General features: G+C 37.7%; 17 protein-coding genes and 1 pseudogene. All 18 read left to right on the forward strand.

All coding sequences use genetic code 11. The annotated features are described in order from the left end of the window. Positions 1 to 227 precede the first annotated feature (227 nt). The 18 genes and pseudogenes from B3D98_RS15855 (at position 228) to B3D98_RS15940 (ending at position 17948) form a co-directional block, all read left to right on the forward strand. Positions 228 to 2450: a penicillin-binding protein gene (locus B3D98_RS15855; protein ID WP_066037191.1), complete on the forward strand. Its 2223-nt coding sequence runs from the start codon at positions 228 to 230 to the stop codon at positions 2448 to 2450. A 57-nt stretch (positions 2451 to 2507) separates the two neighbouring features. After that, positions 2508 to 4424 (forward strand): stage V sporulation protein D, encoded by a 1917-nt coding sequence (locus B3D98_RS15860; protein ID WP_048394665.1) that lies wholly within the window; start codon positions 2508 to 2510, stop codon positions 4422 to 4424. Between the two features lie 125 nt (positions 4425 to 4549). Beyond that, positions 4550 to 5521 (forward strand): phospho-N-acetylmuramoyl-pentapeptide-transferase, encoded by a 972-nt coding sequence (gene mraY / locus B3D98_RS15865; RefSeq protein WP_048394663.1) that lies wholly within the window; start codon positions 4550 to 4552, stop codon positions 5519 to 5521. Continuing rightward, a complete protein-coding gene (gene murD / locus B3D98_RS15870; RefSeq protein WP_048394660.1) occupies positions 5521 to 6870 on the forward strand; it encodes a UDP-N-acetylmuramoyl-L-alanine--D-glutamate ligase in 1350 nt (449 codons plus the stop codon). Before mraY ends, murD begins: the two co-directional genes overlap by 1 nt. Before the next feature lie 40 nt (positions 6871 to 6910). Further along, a pseudogene (locus B3D98_RS15875) lies at positions 6911 to 7973 on the forward strand (FtsW/RodA/SpoVE family cell cycle protein). Between the two features lie 21 nt (positions 7974 to 7994). Then, positions 7995 to 8828, forward strand: a complete 834-nt coding sequence (locus tag B3D98_RS15880; protein ID WP_048394656.1) for a cell division protein FtsQ/DivIB — start codon at positions 7995 to 7997, stop codon at positions 8826 to 8828. Then, complete coding sequence (locus B3D98_RS15885; RefSeq protein WP_048394654.1) at positions 8806 to 9534, forward strand: DUF881 domain-containing protein; 729 nt, start codon at positions 8806 to 8808, stop codon at positions 9532 to 9534. The genes B3D98_RS15880 and B3D98_RS15885 overlap by 23 nt, the downstream gene beginning before the upstream one ends. A gap of 123 nt (positions 9535 to 9657) precedes the next feature. Next, positions 9658 to 10377, forward strand: coding sequence for a DUF881 domain-containing protein (locus tag B3D98_RS15890; protein ID WP_036077135.1), 720 nt, complete (start codon positions 9658 to 9660; stop codon positions 10375 to 10377). Between the two features lie 3 nt (positions 10378 to 10380). Then, entirely contained in the window at positions 10381 to 10752 is a 372-nt protein-coding gene (locus B3D98_RS15895) for a small basic family protein (RefSeq protein ID WP_048394651.1), read from the forward strand. Positions 10753 to 10847: 95 nt separating this feature from the next. After that, positions 10848 to 12131, forward strand: coding sequence for a cell division protein FtsA (ftsA, locus tag B3D98_RS15900; protein ID WP_004224856.1), 1284 nt, complete (start codon positions 10848 to 10850; stop codon positions 12129 to 12131). A 53-nt stretch (positions 12132 to 12184) separates the two neighbouring features. After that, positions 12185 to 13342 carry a cell division protein FtsZ gene (ftsZ, locus tag B3D98_RS15905; protein ID WP_288584175.1) on the forward strand — a complete coding sequence of 386 codons (1158 nt, stop codon included), beginning with the start codon at positions 12185 to 12187 and terminating at the stop codon, positions 13340 to 13342. A gap of 182 nt (positions 13343 to 13524) precedes the next feature. After that, positions 13525 to 14358: a sigma-E processing peptidase SpoIIGA gene (locus B3D98_RS15910; protein WP_054549862.1), complete on the forward strand. Its 834-nt coding sequence runs from the start codon at positions 13525 to 13527 to the stop codon at positions 14356 to 14358. A gap of 13 nt (positions 14359 to 14371) precedes the next feature. Beyond that, positions 14372 to 15079 (forward strand): RNA polymerase sporulation sigma factor SigE, encoded by a 708-nt coding sequence (sigE, locus tag B3D98_RS15915; RefSeq protein ID WP_009373518.1) that lies wholly within the window; start codon positions 14372 to 14374, stop codon positions 15077 to 15079. A 114-nt stretch (positions 15080 to 15193) separates the two neighbouring features. Then, entirely contained in the window at positions 15194 to 15967 is a 774-nt protein-coding gene (sigG, locus tag B3D98_RS15920) for an RNA polymerase sporulation sigma factor SigG (protein WP_004227313.1), read from the forward strand. Positions 15968 to 16098: 131 nt separating this feature from the next. Then, a complete protein-coding gene (locus tag B3D98_RS15925) occupies positions 16099 to 16341 on the forward strand; it encodes a PRC-barrel domain-containing protein (RefSeq protein ID WP_225340754.1) in 243 nt (80 codons plus the stop codon). 119 nt (positions 16342 to 16460) lie between these two features. Next, positions 16461 to 17165, forward strand: a complete 705-nt coding sequence (locus tag B3D98_RS15930; protein ID WP_054549893.1) for a YggS family pyridoxal phosphate-dependent enzyme — start codon at positions 16461 to 16463, stop codon at positions 17163 to 17165. After that, positions 17149 to 17646, forward strand: a complete 498-nt coding sequence (locus tag B3D98_RS15935; RefSeq protein ID WP_004227319.1) for a cell division protein SepF — start codon at positions 17149 to 17151, stop codon at positions 17644 to 17646. The genes B3D98_RS15930 and B3D98_RS15935 overlap by 17 nt, the downstream gene beginning before the upstream one ends. Positions 17647 to 17666: 20 nt before the next feature. After that, positions 17667 to 17948: a YggT family protein gene (locus B3D98_RS15940; RefSeq protein WP_004227322.1), complete on the forward strand. Its 282-nt coding sequence runs from the start codon at positions 17667 to 17669 to the stop codon at positions 17946 to 17948. The last annotated feature ends 11 nt before the right edge of the window (positions 17949 to 17959 follow it).

Consider the following 17959-nt stretch of genomic DNA (forward strand, 5'->3'; position numbering starts at 1 on the left):
AAAAACGAACCAGAAGTTTGAAAAGACAATGCTAATTGTTTTAATTGGCATTATTGCTGTACTAGGAATTCTTGTATTAAATAAACAAGCAGCGATTCAAACAACAAGTATAGACATTCAAAAAATCGAATCAGAAGCAGAAGAGATTGCGAAACAGAATGTTGACTTAACGNNAAAGAACTCGGTTTAACTCAAAATGAGAAAAATGTAAAGGTAGTGCCGGGAGAATGAAAAAAAAGAGATTTCGATTCCAATGGGGAGCCTTTCTATTATTAATTTTTTATGGAGGGCTCTTTTTTCTATTATTCACAAGAATGGTGACATTACAGGCTACAGGTGAAGTGGAAGGACAAGAGCTTGCAGCGAGAGCAGCAGCTAAGTATGGTAAGGAAAGTGTAATTACAGCTAATCGTGGGAAGATTTATGATCAAAATGGACAAGTAATTGCAGAGGATACATTGAGTTATCGAATGATTGCCATTGTAAGCGAAAAGGCTACAACAGATCCAAAGAATCCTCGACATGTAGTGGATTCGGAGAAAACGGCAAAAGTACTAGCGAAATATATTCCAGCGATGAAGGAAAAGGAAGACGAGATTGTTAAAAAATTGAACAATCGATATAGAAGTGATGGTGAACCTTTATATCAAGTTGAGTTTGGTAGCGCAGGCCGTGGCATTAGTCACGAGGTCATGAGTAAAATAAAGGAAGAAAAATTACCAGGAATTCTCTTTGTGAGTGACTTAAAACGGTATTATCCAAATGGTGTATTTGCCTCTCATTTAATTGGCTATGCTCTCAAAAAAGATAATGAAGATGGCACGGTTACAACCAAGGGAGAAATGGGTCTAGAATATACGTATGATAAAGAATTAACAGGCGTTAATGGCAAAGTGGAATATGAGACAGATGCTTTCCGCTATTTGCTTCCAAACAGTGAGAAAATGATTACACCTGCAAAAAATGGGGACGACATTTATTTAACACTTGATAAAACAATCCAAAGCTTCTTAGAGGAAGCAATGACAAAGGTTGAACAGGAATATAATCCTGAGTCCATGACCGCGGTAGTAGCAGATCCGAAGACTGGAAAGATTTTAGCAATGTCACAGCGTCCTACATTTAACCCAGAAACACGTGAAAGTCAAAATATGAAGTGGCTGAATGAGGTGATTGAGGAGACAATTGAGCCTGGCTCGACGATGAAAACTTTCACGCTTGCTTCAGCTATCGATACGGGAAAATGGACACCCAATGATTGGTTTATGTCAGGTTCATATACAGTATTTGACCGTACGATTCGAGATCACAATAGATATGGTTGGGGTCCAATCACTTATTTAGAAGGTTTTCAACGCTCTGCCAATACTGGTATGGCCCATTTATTAACTAAGATTGGCGATGACGTATTTATTGATTATCTGGATCGCTTTGGTTTTGGGCACAAAACGGGAATTGATTTACCGAATGAAGCAGCGGGTACTATTTTATCGAAGTACCCTATTCAACGAGTAACAACAACTTACGGCCAAGGTTCAACAGTAACACCTATTCAGTTAATCCAGGCGATGACTGCTATTGCGAATGATGGCAAGATGATGCAACCGTATGTTATCGACCGTATTGTTGATTCTTCTACAGGGAAAATTATTCAAAATCATGAGCCTGTTGAAAAAGGACAGCCGATTAAAGCTGATACAGCGAAACAAGTACGAGAAATCCTAGCTTCAACATTAACATCAAAACATGGGACAGCGAAGGATTTTATATTGGAGGATTATGAGGTTGCAGGGAAAACGGGGACTGCCCAAATTCCGAAAGCTAGTGGTGGATATCTTTCAAACCAATACCTTTATTCATTTTTAGGCTTGGCTCCTGTAGATGATCCACAGCTAATTGTATATGTCTCAGTGAAAAAACCTAAGCTGAACAATGAGCTTGGATCTGTACCAGTATCGAAAGTCTTTAATCCAGTTATGTTAAATAGCTTAAAGCACCTTAATATCAACCCAGACGATGTTCAACATGTCAATAAAGTCAGCATTCAGGACTTTACAGGTCAAAGTGCTGAAGCGGTTGAAGTAGAATTAGCCAATGATGGTTTACAACCAATTGTTGTTGGTAGTGGTGGTAAAATTATTGAACAATATCCATCGAACACTCAAAAGCTGGTAAAAGGTAGTTTTGTATTTTTAAAGACAGATGGCGAGGTAACATTGCCAGACTTTACGAATTGGTCATTACGTAATTTACTAGTCTTCAAATCTATGACTGGACTAGAGATGGAAATATTCGGCGAAGGTTTTGTAGCAAGTCAAAGCGTTTCAGCTGGAACCGTCATCACTGATAGTTCCCCGATTGTTGTTAAGCTCAAAACACCTGCTGAAAGCTTTGTACAAGACGTTGAAGCTGCCTCTGAGGGTGAAGTTGAAGAAGTAGAGGATGAATAATACTGAATAGAAGTCCACTTTATTTCATACGTTGTAAAAAACAAGGTGTGATGTCGAATGAAGTGGATTTCTATCCATTCTAAAAAGCGTTTACGTATTTTATATGTGTTATTTATGTGTGTAGCAGTGGCAATTGTTGTTAGGTTGTTCTTTTTGCAAGTGTTAGATCAAAAAGAATTGACTACTAAGGCAGAGGAGAACTGGGACAGGGAAATTCCATTTGCGAATGAACGAGGGCATATAACAGATCGAGATGGAGAGAGTATTGTAACTAATAAGCTAGCGCCTACTTTATATTTCATGCCTTCACAAAGTGATGATATTGAAGGAGCTGCTGAAAAAATTGCCCAGGTTCTAGAAGTGGATAAAGCGAAGCTATTAGAGAAAATGCAAAAAAAAGCGTACTTAGTGAAACTAGCACCTGAAGGCAAAAATATACCTTATGAAAAAGCAGTAGAATTACAAGGCATGCAAATTGAAGGATTGTATAGTGGTGTTGATTATTCTAGGGATTATCCTTATGGCACGCTATTATCTCGATTTTTAGGTTTTACGGGGTATGATGCCCAAGGATTAGCTGGGATTGAATATGAATATGATAAATTTCTGCAGGCTAATTCTTCTGCTATCCGTCTCTTTACAGATGCAAAAGGTAATAATTTACCTAATGTTTCAAGTGCTTGGAAAGCAGGAGAAGATGGTGCTACGATCGAGCTAACAATTGACGTTGATGTACAGCAAGTCGTAGAGCGCGAAATATCGCAAGCAATGAAGCGCTATGAAGCTGACCAAGCACTAGCTATTGCGATGAATCCAAACACTGGCGAAATTTTGGCATTAGCCTCTTATCCTACTTTCCACCCAGCGGAATATCAATTAGTAGAGCCAGCCATCTACAATCGAAATTTACCTGTATGGATGACGTATGAGCCCGGTTCTACTTTTAAAATTATTACCCTTAGTGCTGCGTTGGAAGAAAACTTAGTGGATTTGGAGCATGAAACCTTTTATGATCCAGGTTATACGATGGTAGCGGGAGCAAAGCTTCGCTGTTGGAAACGTGAAGGACATGGGCATGAAACCTTTTTAGAGGTGGTTGAGAACTCCTGTAACCCAGGCTTTATAGAATTAGGTCAGCGTCTAGGCAATGAGCGATTACTACAATATATTAAAGACTTTGGTTTTGGAAAAAAGACAGGGTCTAATATAGCTGGTGAAGCATCGGGTATTTTATTTTCTAAGGATGCCTTTGGCCCTGTTGAGCAGGCCACCACTTCATTTGGGCAAGGGGTAGCCGTGACACCTATTCAACAAGTTCAAGCAGTAGCTGCTGCCATAAATGGAGGCAAGCTTTATACGCCATATGTTGTGAAAAAGGTATTTAATCCAAATACAGGTGAAGTCATACAAGAAACGCAACCAGTTGTTAAAAATCAGGTAATTCGTGAAGAAACCTCTGCTAAGGTTCGAGGTGCTTTGGAATCAGTAGTAGCGAATGGTTCAGGTCGACAAGCCTTTCGAGATGGACTGCGAATTGGTGGTAAAACTGGAACAGCGCAAAAAGTTGAAAATGGCCGTTATAAAAGTGGAGAATACATCGTATCCTTTATTGGCTTTGCACCAGCAGACAATCCGCAAATTGTTGTCTATGTAGCTGTTGACAATCCGAAAAAGACAACCCAGTTTGGTGGTGTTGTAGCAGCGCCTATAGTGGGGCAAATTATTGAGGATGTTGCGCCTTTTGTAGGTATTGAAAAATCGAAGGAACAACTGGAAAAGGATTATCGTTATGGTGACCCAATTACTGTGAAGGTACCGAATTTTATTGGTCAAACAAAGGATGATATTGCCAAGCAGTTTTATCCATTCCGTATTGAATGGCATGGAGAAGGGACTAAAATTGGTAATCAATTACCTGAAGTGGATAGTGTTATCAAACAAGATGGTACCATTCATTTATATTTGGAGAACTAAAATAACTTTACCTTTAAAAAATGGGAAAGAACCACTATTATTATGAAGGGTAGTAATAATAAAATGAAAGTTAATGCTTTTTTCTTAAAGAAGAAAGTGAAACAAGATTTAAAGGAGATTTTTCAATGAAACTCGCAACAACACTTACCATTTTAGCTCTTGCTTTTATAGTAACAGTTATCCTGGCACCAATTAGTATTCCACTTCTTCGTCGTCTAAAGTTTGGGCAAAGTATTCGAGAAGAGGGACCAAAATCACATATGAAAAAAGCTGGTACACCAACAATGGGGGGAATCATTTTCTTAATATCCATCCTCGTAACAACTGTTGGTGTAGGTAGCTTTTTAGATTTATTAACGACACAGACCGTAGTACTTTTATTAGTATTAGCAGGATTCGGCTTAATAGGTTTATTAGATGATGGTTTAAAGGTTGTATTTAAAAGAAATTTAGGTTTAACCTCTCTTCAAAAATTGATTGGTCAAATTGTTATTGCTATTCTTGCGTATTTCCTTCTACATGTAGGATCGTTTGATACAACGTTAGCTATTCCATTTACGGAGTGGACTATTGATCTAGATGTATTCTATGTAGCCTTTTTAATTTTTTGGTTAGTAGGCTTCTCCAATGCAGTGAATTTGACAGATGGACTAGACGGGCTAGTGGCGGGTACTGCCTCAATTGCCTTTGCAGCATTTGGTGTTATTGCGCTATTCCAAAGTCAGGCAGATATTGCACTATTTTCGTTTGCTGTAACAGGTGCTTTATTAGGCTTTTTATTATTTAATGCAAATCCTGCAAAGGTATTTATGGGGGATACGGGGTCATTAGCATTAGGTGGAGCATTAGCTATGGTATCTGTCTTAGTAAAAGAAGAATTCTTGCTTTTACTAGTTGGCTTAGTGTTTGTGATCGAAACACTTTCCGTTATTTTGCAGGTAGGTAGCTTTAAGCTTCGAAAAAAGCGTATTTTTAAAATGAGCCCTATTCATCATCATTTTGAATTATCCGGTTGGTCAGAATGGAAAGTAGTGCTTGTCTTCTGGTCAACTGCCTTAGCAGTAGCATTAATTGCAGTCTTATCGGAGGCGTTCTAATGAAAAACTATACAGATTTACAACATAAAAAAGTACTTGTGTTAGGTCTAGCAAAAAGTGGTGTGGCCGCTGCTGAAATTTTACATGAGCTTGGTGCATTTGTAACAGTAAATGATTCAAAACCATTTGATGAAAGTCCAGATGCACAAGGGCTCTTACAGAAGGGGATTACAGTTATCTGTGGTCGCCATCCTGAAGATTTACTTGATGAAGGCTTTGAGTTAGTGGTAAAAAATCCAGGTATACCTTATAGCAATCGAATTGTGGCTGATGCCCTTAGTCGAGAGATTCCAGTCTGGACAGAGATTGAGCTAGCTTTTTTAATTAGTGATGCACCATTTATTGGTATAACAGGCTCAAATGGCAAAACAACGACGACAACTTTAATATTCGACATGTTAAGTAACGGAAGTAAAAATCCTTTAATTGCTGGAAATATTGGGACAGTTGCTTGTGGCGTCGCAAAAGAAGCTAATCAAGATGACATCATTGTAACAGAATTGTCTTCTTTCCAATTGATGGGGATTAAAACGTTTAAGCCTAAAATTGCTATTTTGACGAATCTTTATGATGCGCATCTAGACTATCATGGAACATTTAATAACTATGCTGAAGCGAAGTTTGGCGTAACTCGTAATCAAGATGACAGTGATTATTTTATTTATAATGCCGACCAACCGATAGTGGTTGGATATGCAGCACAATCTCATGCACAGAAGATTCCATTCAGTTCGAAGGGGCGTACTGCAAATGGAATTAGTGCAGATGATACAACAATTTATTGGCAAGGTGAACCATACATGGATCGCGCGAACATTGCCTTGCCTGGTAAGCATAATTTAGAAAATATCCTAGCAGCCGTGGCAGCCTGTATTTTAGTTGGCTGTGACAAAGAGAAGATGGAAGAGGTTTTAGCGACATTTGGTGGAGTTAGACACCGTACACAATTCGTACGTGAATGGAACGGTCGTAAGATTTACAACGACTCTAAGGCAACCAATTGCTTAGCGACAAAGAGTGCTTTAGATGCTTTCCAAGCTCCTGTCATTTTACTCGCAGGTGGCTTAGATCGTGGACATTCTTTCGAAGAGCTTCGCCCTTGTATGAGTCATGTAAAGGGTGTTGTTGCGTTTGGAGAAACTGGCTTACGATTTGTAGAATTTGCAAAATCGTGTGGTGTCCAACATACCGTCATTGCTCAAAATGTAGAAGACGCTGTTCAATATGCAGCACCGATGTCTGCAGAAGGAGATGTTATTTTACTATCTCCAGCATGTGCAAGTTGGGATCAATATGACAGCTTTGAAATACGTGGAGATGTTTTTATTGATGCTGTAATGAAGCTGTAATGAGCCTGTAACTATTTTAGAATATACTTGACTTGGAAGGATGGCATTACTGAGAGGTAAAGAAAGCTACTTATTGCTCGTCACAACTTTGATGCTATCAATAATCGGCATTATTTTCGTCTATTCTGCAGGTACCTATTGGAGTGCCGTTCATTATAGTGGAAAAATGCCGTTTTATATGAAGCAAAGCGTATACTTTGTGGTAGCCATNNATTCGATTAAATATTTTGAGAGAGCAGTCCTTTTGGAAAATGGCCTATATATTTTCGTTAATTTTACTCGTTCTCGTCCTGATTCCTGGTATAGGATTAGTGCGAAATGGTTCGCAAAGCTGGATTGGTGTAGGTCCATTAACAATACAGCCGGCAGAGCTAACGAAAATTACCGTCATTGTGTACTTGAGCCATATATTAGCCCAACATAAAACGGGCACTCCTGTTGTTAACTGGCGACATGGTTTTATCCTGTTACTTCCTGTTGTTCTTATCATGTTGCAGCCGGATTTTGGCTCAGTATTTATTCTCGTTGTATCTGTGTTTTTATTGTTTTTTGTCGCTGGCTATCCTCTAAAATTATACGCCATGATTATGCTAGCTGGTGTCGCTGGATTAGTAGGTCTCATAGCGACAGCGCCATATCGTCTAAAGCGTATAGAAGCATTTCTTGATCCATGGGCTGATCCCTTGGTTAGTGGGTTCCAAGCGGTGCAATCTTTAATGGCTATCGGTCCAGCAGGGATTTTTGGGCATGGCTTTGGACAAAGCCGACAAAAGTTTCTGTATTTACCAGAGCCTCAAAATGATTTTATTTACGCCATTATTTTAGAAGAAGTCGGATTGATTGGTGGCCTCGTTATTTTAGTGCTTTTTGTACTAACGATCTATGCAGGCTATAGATTTGCTGTACAGGCTAAAAACCGAACGTCCTATTATGCGATTATCGGGCTAGTCACAATGCTTATGGTGCAGGCTTTTCTAAATATAGCCGTAGTAATAGGTTTAGTGCCAGTAACGGGTGTTACATTACCTTTTATTAGCTATGGTGGAACATCTTTAGTAACAATGTGGTTAATAATAGGTATTATTTATCAATTAGCGAAATAAATATAAAGGAGGAGTACTTTTATGGAGAAAGTAATTGATATAGAAGAACGCATACCTACGCTAAAAAAGCGACGAAAAAAGCGTACAAACCGGAAATTTATAGTGCTAATATTACTTTTCTTTATTGTGTTAGCAGTACTCCTTTATTTTCAATCTCCATACAGTAACATCAATAAAATCACTGTCAATGGTGCGAAGCTAGCGAATGACCAATATTATTTGGAGGCAAGTACTCTTGCGCCAGGAAAATCAATGTGGAGTTTCAAAGTGGAAGATATTGAACAGATTTTATTAAAGGATAAATGGGTAAAAGAAGTACAGGTTAACCGTAACTGGTTACAAGGCGTAACAATTGATATTAAAGAATGGAAAAAAGTTGCGTACTTAGCTGGGGATGGGACTTATTATCCTTTGCTAGAAAACGGCAAGCGCTTTGAACAAACGGGAAATGATACACCCATTGATGCACCTGTTTTTATCGGGATAACTGGTGAAAAGACAATTAATAAGCTTGTTGAACAGCTAGCACAATTAAAGCCCGAAGTATTAGCTTTAATTTCTCAGGTTAACACGAATAGTAATGAAGCAAATCCAAATGCAGTCAAGCTTTATATGAATGATGGCTACGAAGTACGTGCTGTTATTCAGACACTAGCGGAAAAGTTAAATTACTACCCCTCTATCGTCGCACAAATTGCTAACTTAGAAAAAGGTGTGATTGATTTAGAGGTCGGTTCATACTATCGTCCTTTTAACGAGGAATACAACAAGATTAGTATTGACATGGAAGTAAATGCAGATGGTGAAATGGTTAACCAGGAAGTGACAGAAGATGAACAACAAGAAGACGAATAGCAAAGGTAGTTTTTTTACTAGAAAACAATTCGAATTACTAATTGTTTGTGTAACAACAGGATTTATCATCGGCTATTCATACAACCAGGCGAAAGATAATCGAGAAGCAGGCACTATTAATTCTGAGCTTTTTGAGCAAGAAGATTCTTATCGTGAGGAGCTAATCACTCAACAAGAGCGCAATAAAGAACTTACGGAAGAACTAAATCATTTACAAGAACAAATTCGGAAGTATGAAAAATCCTTTGCTTCAAACGAAAAGGACTACAAGAAGCTTGTTGAGCAAGCAGAAGATTTACGGCTTTTACTCGGTGAACTAAAGAGTGAGGGGAAGGGCATACGCATAACCCTTCAAGATGGAGACTATGATCCAAAATCCTTAAATCCAAATGACTATATTGTCCATGAAAGTCATGTATTTAAATTGTTAAATGAACTAAAAATTTCAGGCGCGCAAGCTATTGCTATTAATGGACAACGTGTATTAGCGAGTTCTTATATTCGCTGTAATGGCCCAGTAATAACAATTGATGGTACACAACATCCAGCTCCGTTTGTAATCGAAGCGGTTGGTGATTCAGATACATTAATAGCTTCTTTAAACTTAAACGGGGGCGTGGTGGATCAATTATTAAATGACAATATTGTTGTGTCACTTGAAGAAAATCAGAAGCTTACCATGCCAAAAGTAAAAATAGAAAGTTAGGACAAGTTCTATACTTTAAACTTCATGTTTAATTTAGCCTTCAGTTATATAGTCGATTGTAGAAAATTATACAATTCAAAGTCGTATTCTGAGGGGCATACGATACGTCTAGGAGGGGCTATTTTGAAAAGAAATATGTACACCCGAATAACGATCGTGCTATTTATTATCGGTTTGATGATAGCGGTACAATACAATACCATACAAAAACCAGCTGAGCGAGATACACGAGATATTTGGGCAATAAGAGAGGAATTAGCACAAGAAAAACAAAGACATTCCGCACTACTGGCAGAAATTCGCTCACTTCATGAAGTAGTGGATCGCTATGAGCAATCTGAAAAAGTAAATCAGCAAGCAGCTTTAAATGAAACATTAAATCGTTTAAAGCTACAAGCAGGATTAACAGAAGTTATAGGGCCAGGTGTTGTACTTCGAGTTGAACCTGCACCTGAACTGATAGAAATGGGCTATGAAATTAAAGAGATTTCACCCGATTTGTTAACTCAATTATTGAATACCCTTTTTAAGAACAATGCTACTAATGTCTCAATTGATGGTAATCGGGTAGTACAAACAACAGCCATACGGGATATTAATGGTAAGACAACAGTAAACAGTATACCACTGTCTTCGCCTTCATTTGAGATATTTGTTGGGACAAGCGATTATAAAGCAGCACAAAAAATGTATAATTCCTTGCAGGCCTCAACATTTATAGACTCATTTTATTTAGACAATTTTAATTTAGTAATTGAAGAACCAATTGAACAGTTACAAATTCCAGCATTTGATCAGCCGTTGACAAATGATTATTTAGCAGAGGTAAAAAAAGGAGATTAATATATGTGGCTACCATTTTTAGGTTTGGTATTTGGACTTGCCCTTGGCTTGTTAACAAATATACAAATCCCCTCTATGTATGAAAATTATCTGTCAATAGCTGTTTTAGCAGCTTTAGATACATTATTTGGAGGTATCCGTGCTCAATTACAGCAAGTTTACGATGATAAAGTTTTTGTATCAGGATTCTTTTTTAATATAGTTCTAGCAGCAGGATTAGCTTTTATAGGAGTGAATTTGGGGATAGATTTGTATTTAGCAGCGATTTTCGCTTTTGGAGTACGTTTATTCCAAAATATAGCAATTATTAGGCGTATATTACTAACTCGGTTAGATGAGAAACGTCACAAGCGAAAAAAAACTTCCATAGAATGAGAGAAAAATTGACCAAAATACTCGATTTGCTTAGACATTATGCCAAATTTACAATAGAATGAAAACAAGAGCATTTTTCAAGGAGGTGCAGCGAATTGAATCAGCAAGATTTATACATTTCCCTTGATATTGGGTCCTCCTCTGTCAAGGTATTAATAGGTGAAATGAGTGACGGGCAATTACATGTAATTGGCGTCGGAAATGTAAAGTCGAATGGAGTTCGAAAAGGTGCAATTGTTGATATTGATGCAACAGTACAATCTATTCGAAAAGCAATAGAACAGGCCGAACGAATGACTGGTTATCAAATCCATGAAGTCGTTTTAGGCGTTCCAGCTAACCAGACGATGTTACAGCTAGTTAAAGGTGTTGTCGCTGTAAATAGTGAAAATAGAGAAATTACAGATGATGATTTAGACAGAGTGGTAGAATCTGCACAAGTCATGTCAATACCTCCTGAACGTGAATTAGTTAACATCATTCCAAGACAGTTTATTGTGGACAACCTTGATGAAATTAAAGATCCTCGTGGTATGATTGGCATCCGTCTTGAAATGGATGCAACAATGATAACGACATCCAAAACGCTTTTACACAATGTTCTTCGCTGTGTTGAGCGAGCGGGTTTAAGTATACGAGAAATATATTTGCAGCCATTAGCATCAGGCTACTTTGCATTAACTGAAGATGAAAAAAACCAAGGAACTGCCTTTATTGATTTAGGTGGCGGATCTACAACAATTGCAGTTTTTGAAGAGGGATTATTAACGCATACGGGTGTCATACCAGTTGGTGGTGATCATATAACGAAAGATATTTCAATCGTTTTAAAAACACCAACAGAACAAGCAGAACAAATTAAACACCAGTTTGGACATGCCTTTTATGATGACGCATCAGATGACGAACTCTTTGAAGTGCCTGTCGTGGGTACAGATTCTACTGATCAGTACAGCCAACGTTATATATCGGAGATTATCGGTGCTAGATTAGAAGAATTACTAGAGTTAGTTATAGATGAATTAGCACGTTTAGGTGTTAGAGATTTACCAGGCGGTGTAGTTTTAACTGGTGGTGTTGCAAAGCTTGAGGGGATTGCCCAATTAGCACGTCAAATTCTACAAACGCGTGTTAGAATCTATACACCCGATTATATCGGTGTTAGAGAGCCTTCATTTGCGACGGCAGTTGGACTTATTCGTTACGCCTATTTAGAAGATGATTTTTACGGTAAAAGTACGAATACGCAGCCTGTTGAATATGCAGTTGTAGGGGCTCAACCAGCTATAAGCAAAAAGCAAGAGTATTCTGCACCTTCAGAACCAAAAGAAAGCGTAATTGGGAGAGCAAAAAAATTATTTGATAAGTTTTTTGATTAACTAGAATGCGTAATGAATGATACAGAGTCGAGTTACCGTGGGAGGAAAAAGAGATGTTAGAATTTGATACAAGTGTTGATGAACTTGCAGTAATAAAGGTCATAGGTGTTGGTGGCGGCGGTAACAACGCTGTCAATCGAATGATAGAACATGGTGTACAAGGTGTTGACTTTATCGCAGTTAACACGGATGCTCAGGCATTAAATTTATCCAAAGCGGAAGTAAGGCTACAAATTGGGGCTAAATTAACGCGTGGATTAGGTGCAGGTGCAAATCCAGAAGTAGGAAAAAAAGCTGCTGAAGAGAGCAGAGAACAGCTAGAAGAGGTTTTAAGAGGCGCCGATATGGTATTCGTGACTGCTGGTATGGGCGGCGGAACGGGTACTGGGGCAGCTCCAGTGATTGCACAAATTGCACGTGAATTGGGAGCCCTAACAGTAGGTGTTGTCACACGTCCATTTACTTTTGAAGGTCGTAAACGTCAAACACAAGCAATCGGTGGAATTGGCGGTATGAAAGAAGCAGTAGATACACTGATTGTGATACCAAACGACAAGCTACTACAAATAGTTGATAAATCAACACCAATGTTAGAAGCCTTTAGAGAAGCCGATAATGTATTACGTCAAGGTGTACAAGGTATTTCAGATTTAATTGCTACACCTGGTCTTATTAACTTAGACTTTGCAGACGTGAAAACGATTATGTCCAACAAAGGTTCAGCCTTAATGGGAATTGGTATTGCAACAGGTGAAAACAGAGCTTCTGAGGCTGCAAAGAAAGCTATTTCAAGTCCATTGCTTGAATCATCCATTGATGGTGCTAAAGGTGTCCTTATGAACATTACAGGTGGTTCAAATCTTAGCTTATTTGAAGTACAAGAAGCAGCAGATATCGTTGCTTCTGCATCAGATGAAGAGGTAAATATGATTTTCGGTTCTGTAATTAATGAAAATCTTAAAGATGAAATCATTGTTACAGTTATTGCGACAGGCTTCACAGAGGAAGCTTTACAGCAACAACGACCTACAGCAAAACCGACACTTAATATGAACAGACAATCTGCTCCACAGCAACAAGCACCTATTCGTGAACAACGACAAGAAATGCATGTTCAACAAGAGCAGCCACGTCAAAATCAGCAAAATTATGCACAGGATGACATGCTTGAGGTTCCGGCATTTTTACGTAACCGCAAAAATCGTGGTTAATTAACTTCTAAAAAGCTCGTATTTTACATATGTAAAATACGAGCTTTTTATATTGTCTGCCATGATGTTCAAATGTGTAAGGAAACCATGTTTTTTGTCAAAACATTTTTAGGAAATGATGCGATTGTTTGACAATATTTGTGGGAGTAACGTGCTAACTTTGTAAGTAGGAGGCGGCTGTTATGTATGGAGAATGGCTGGTGCTCATTAATACGCTTTTTAATCTAGCGATACTCACGTTTACGGCAAGAGTAACAGGAGTCCTTGTAAAAAATTCAAGATTATTAATGAGTTCTATTTGTAGTAGTTTTGTAGCTGTCATTGGCGGTCAAATGCTGTGGACGACAATTCTTAGTTTTATATTGTTAATTGGTATAGCGTTTCACTTTAAGATTCGAAGCTTTCAGAAGCAAGGACCTATTGTGTTAACAGCAACGATCGTTATTGGCGGATTGTTAACAGCACTACAACCTTTTTTAAAAAATCTTTCTTCCACCCATTTCATTATGATTTGCTTTTTGCTTGCAGTTTTAAATCTTATTGCATTTTATAAGCAATGGGGTTTTGTAAAGTTAGAACGCTTAAGTGGTCAATTTGTATTTGATACAACTTTAACAATCTTTGGGGCAAAGATACCACTTTCTGCCTTTGTAGATACAGGAAATCAAGCCATTGAGCCATTATCAGGAAAGCCGGTTCATTTTGTTTCCTATACTGCTTTGAGACCACATTTACCTTCAGCGTTCCGGGAATCATTAATGGAATGGCAAGAAACAGATCCGTACAATGTATCTATGTTTTCAGAAGATTATCAGCGTTATATACGATTTATTCATGTCAATACAGTACAGCAGCAAACCGTTGTCCTTGGTTTTCGCTTTGATGAGTGGCATATAAAGGGGGAGCCTTCGCAAGTGAAAATGAATGAATATATCGTATTAACCAAAAAAGCTAAAAATTTTCCACATAGCACAGCAGCAATTTTACATTTTTCAGCGCTTTCAAATAACTCATAGAGGGGGAGAACTATTGCTTCTTAGGCTACTTGCTAGCTTGAAAAAATTATGGAGTAAGTTTCGGAGTCGTGAAACGTACTATATAGGGGGAAATGATTCATTGCCAGTGCCATTAAGTCGAGAAGAAGAAGTTACAGTCATTGCATCCTTTATGAATGGTGATTTACGAGCTAGAGACACACTAATTGAACGTAATTTACGTCTTGTTGTTTATATTGCTAGACGTTTTGATAATACGGGAACGCCAATCGAAGACTTAATCAGTATTGGCTCCATTGGTTTAATAAAAGCAATTGAGACGTTCAATACGGATAAAAATATTAAGCTTGCAACATACGCATCACGCTGTATTGAAAATGAAATTTTAATGCATTTACGAAAAACAAGTCGTATGAAGGGTGAAGTATCCTTAGATGAGCCACTAAATTCTGATGCAGATGGAAATGAATTATTACTGTCAGATATTTTAGGAACAGAAGAGCATATTATTTTAGATAATGTGGAGAAAAAAATTGAACGTCAGCATATGTTCCACGCTATTAATTTACTAGGTGCGCGTGAACGTTATATTATGGAATGTCGCTTTGGTCTCAATGGAAAAGTTGAAATGACACAAAAAGAAGTTGCAGATCATTTAGGCATATCGCAATCATATATTTCCCGTTTAGAAAAGAAAATTATTCAAGATTTACGTGAAAATTTAAATCAACCAATTTCTTAGAAAGGGAAATTTATCCTACCTAAAATTGGTCGCAGCTTTTGTGCATATTCTTGTTTCTCTCGGACAAACTGATGTCACGGTTTAGTCAGAGAATAACATCCGGAGGAATCGAATATGCGAACAAAAGTAGATCTTTGCGGCTTAGATACATCGACTTTGCCAATTTTAAAGCACGAGGAAATGAAGGAACTCTTCATTCGTTTACAAGCTGGTGAAACTGAAATCAGAGAAGAGCTTGTCATGTGCAATTTAAGGTTAGTGCTAAGTATTGTTGGTAGATTTGCCTATAGAGGTGAACAGGCAGATGATTTATTTCAAGTAGGCTGTATTGGCCTCATGAAAGCCATTGATCATTTTGATTTAAAGCATAATGTACGATTTTCGACATATGCTGTACCAATGATTATTGGTGAAATTCGTCGCCATCTGCGTGATCATCATGCATTACGTGTATCTCGCTCTCTAAGAGATATAGCTTATAAGGCAATGCAGGCAAAAGAGCAATGGATAACCGATAATTTGCGAGAACCAACGATTGAAGAAATTGCCGAGATGATTGACATGAAAAAGGAAGACGTTTTATTTGCTTTAGATGCCATTCAAGATCCAGTTTCATTACAGGAACCCATTTATTCAGATGGCGGAGATGCTGTTTATATGATGGACCAATTACGTGATGATGATGTATCAGAAGATCAATGGGTTGCCTATGTGTCGGTAAAGGAAAGCTTGCAAAAGCTAGATGAACGTCAGCAAATGATCGTTGCCAAACGATTTTATTATGGAGAGACCCAAACTGAGATTGCCAAAGAACTTGGGATTTCTCAAGCACAAATTTCACGTCTTGAAAAAAATGCAATTGAAACAATGCAAAAAGATTACAAATAAAAAAATGCGCATCGTATAATTCGGTGCGCATTTTATCTTCATTCAATGAACAAATGATACATAAATATAAAGTAACAGCAAAGTTTGATGGTAGTAGAAATGTTTATACGAAAGTAAACAATAGAGGAGGTATGTCATTGCGTTTTTCGATGTTACAACAAAAAGAAGTCATTGAAGCAGGAAATGGACGATTTATAGGCTTTGTCATAGATGCTGAAGTATCAAAAGAAACAGGCTATGTGACAGCATTTTTGATTGCAGAGCCTCGCAAATATCTTGGTTTTTTTAAAGGTGAAGAGTCTGTGAGAAAAGTGTATATGAAGGATGTGCTTGTTGTTGGTAAGGATGTCATTTTAGTCAAAGCCCTTTCCTAAGACATAGGCACATTAAAATTGTGAGAATTGTATGCTGACATAGGTCAGGCTATTCATTGATAAATCAAGCATTGCTTGTTACAATAAAGGAAACTATTGTTGTAAAGTTGGGAAAAACAGTGACAAAAATCTTAACAAATTTAAACAAACTAAATGATTTAATAACAGCAGCAGAAAAAAAAGGGAATCGTGAGGGCGAAAAAGTCCAAATAATTGCCGTGACGAAGGAAGTTTCTGTTGAAAGAACACAAGAAGCAATTGAAGCAGGGCTCACTCATTTAGGAGAAAACAGACCAGAGGGCTTACATCGTAAAATTACTGAGATACATGCTGATGTTCATTGGCATTACATTGGGTCGCTTCAAACACGTAAAGTAAAACAAGTGATTAACAGCATTGATTATTTACACTCCTTAGATCGTTTGAGTTTGGCAGAAGAAATTGAAAAAAGAGCCGAACAACCTGTTAAATGTTTTGTACAAGTAAATATTTCTGGTGAAGAATCAAAACATGGTTTAACTATCGAAGAAGTTTTGCCTTTTGTAGAAGCATTAAAAGGTTTTACTAAGATTCAAGTTGTAGGTTTAATGACTATGGCACCAAACACCGAAAACGAAGCAATTATTCGCTCTGTTTTCAAGCAATTAAAACAATGTCAACAGCAAATAGCCGAGCAAGGATTCGCACACGCACCTTGTACCGAGTTATCAATGGGCATGTCTAATGACTTTGAAATTGCGGTAGAGGAAGGGGCTACTTTTGTTCGAGTCGGAACGGCTCTTGTTGGAAATGAAAGAGGGGAACAGGATGAGCATGAAAAATAAGATTAAAAACTTCTTTTACCTTGAAGAAGAATTAGAAGAAGAAATCACGCAAGCTCCTATTCAGCAACAACAACCCATACAACAACAGCAACCGATTCATTCAGTTAAGCCAAAAAAAATGATGAAAGAACGCAAAGCACCTATTCATGAAATCATGCCACAAAGCACAGCAACTCCTAATAACATTGTCAGTTTGCAGGCAGCTATGAGTTCTAAGGGAGCAAAAGTTGTTTTAATAGAACCGAGAGTTTATGCAGAAGCACAAGATATCGCAGAGCATTTAAAAAATAAACGTGCAACAATTGTCAATTTGCAACGTATCGAAAGAGAACAAGGTAAACGCATTATTGATTTTTTAAGTGGCACAGTCTATGCTCTTGCTGGAGATATTCAACGTATTGGTAAAGATATCTTCCTTTGTACGCCAGATAATGTAGAAGTGACTGGTGAAATTACAAACTTTATTTTAGACGATAATTAATAGCGAGGATTGTAGTTTATATGACTTTTTTTATAATACTTGGTTATGTATCATTAGCATTTAAGATTTACTCATTCATGCTAATTGCATATATCTTAATGTCTTGGGTGCCTGCCGCTCAAAATTCAGCAATTGGTCGCATGCTTGAAAAAGTTTGTGAGCCATATTTAGGGATTTTTAGGAAATTCATTCCGCCTCTTGGTATGATTGATATTTCGCCAATTGTAGCCATCTTTATGCTGAATTTTATAGAAAGAGGGCTTTATATAGTCATTCAGAAAATATATTTTATGTTCGCTTAGAAGTAAATCCT

It is taken from the genome of Lysinibacillus sp. UBA5994, assembly GCF_002429725.1.
Lineage (GTDB): Bacteria > Bacillota > Bacilli > Bacillales_A > Planococcaceae > Lysinibacillus > Lysinibacillus capsici.